Below are 1,489 nucleotides of genomic sequence, written 5' to 3'. Positions count from 1 at the left end.
ACCCGTTCGTGGGGAAGCCCAGGTTCACGCCGCCGTGGGAGGGGTCGAGCCAGCGGGAGGTGACGACCTTGCCGCGGGTGTAGAAGTGCACGCCCTCGGTGCCGTGCACGTGCGTGTCGCCGAACAGCGAGGACTTCCAGCCGCCGAAGCTGTAGAACGCCATCGGCACCGGGATCGGCACGTTGATGCCCACCATGCCGACCTCGACCTCGTTCTGGAAGCGCCGGGCCGCGCCGCCGTCGTTGGTGAACACGGCGGTGCCGTTGCCGTACGCGCCGCCGTTGATCACCTCCAGGCCCTCCTCGTACGAGCGGACCCGCACGATCGACAGCACCGGGCCGAAGATCTCCTCCGTGTGGGTGCGCGACCCGACCGGCACGTGGTCGAGCACGGTCGGCCCGAGCCAGAAGCCGGGCGTCTCGGCGGCCTTGCCGCCGCCCAGCACCGGCGCCTCCCGGCCGTCCACGACCAGCTTGGCGCCCTCTTCCACGCCGAGGTCCAGGTAGGAGGCCACCTTGTCCCGGTGCGCGGCCGTGACCAGCGGCCCCATCTCCGAGCGCGGGTCGTCGCCCGGGCCCACGGTCAGCTTCGCGACCCGCTCGACGATCTTGGCGACGAGCTCGTCACCGATCGGGTCCACGGCCAGCACCACGGAGATCGCCATGCACCGCTCCCCGGCCGAGCCGAACCCGGCCGACACCGCCGAGTCCGCCACCAGGTCCAGGTCCGCGTCCGGCAGCACCAGCATGTGGTTCTTGGCCCCGCCCAGCGCCTGCACCCGCTTGCCGTGCGCGGTGCCGGTCGCGTACACGTACCGGGCGATGGGCGTGGAGCCGACGAACGAGACCGCGCGCACGTCCGGGTGCTCCAGCAGCCGGTCCACGCTCACCTTGTCGCCCTGCACCACGGTGAAGACACCGTCCGGCAGCCCCGCCTGCTGCCACAGCCGGGCCATCAGCAGCGACGCCGACGGGTCCCGCTCCGACGGCTTGAGCACGAAGGTGTTCCCGCACGCGATCGCCACCGGGAACATCCACATCGGCACCATCGCCGGGAAGTTGAACGGCGTGATCCCGGCCACCACGCCCAGCGGCTGCCGGATCGAGTAGGAGTCCACCCGCGTCGAGACACCCTCGGAGAAGCCGCCCTTGAGCAGGTGCGGGATCCCGCAGGCGAACTCCACCACCTCCAGCCCGCGCGCCACCTCGCCGAGCGCGTCGGAGTGCACCTTGCCGTGCTCGGCCGAGATCAGCGCGGCCAGCTCGTCGCGGTGGGCGTACATGAGCTCGCGGAAGCGGAACAGCACGCCGGCCCGCTTGGTCAGCGACGCGTCCCGCCAGGCCGGGAAGGCGGCGGACGCGGCGGCGACGGCCGCGTCCACGTCGGCCGCCGACGCCAGCGCGACGTGCCCGCTCACCTCGCCGGTGGCCGGGTCGAACAGCTCCGCGGTACGGGCGGGGTCGCCGTCCGCGAGAGCCCCGTTGATCCA

At 72.5% G+C, this 1,489-nt stretch carries 1 protein-coding gene; it reads right to left on the bottom strand.

From position 1 onward, the window contains the following. The coding region (locus tag HCN51_RS57680; RefSeq protein ID WP_206069125.1) for a CoA-acylating methylmalonate-semialdehyde dehydrogenase at positions 1 to 1,489 on the bottom strand (1,489 nt) is incomplete at both ends.

Origin of the sequence: Nonomuraea composti, assembly GCF_012034275.1 — a bacterium.
Taxonomy (GTDB): domain Bacteria; phylum Actinomycetota; class Actinomycetes; order Streptosporangiales; family Streptosporangiaceae; genus Nonomuraea; species Nonomuraea composti.
This window is presented reverse-complemented; position numbering and strand designations above follow the sequence as displayed.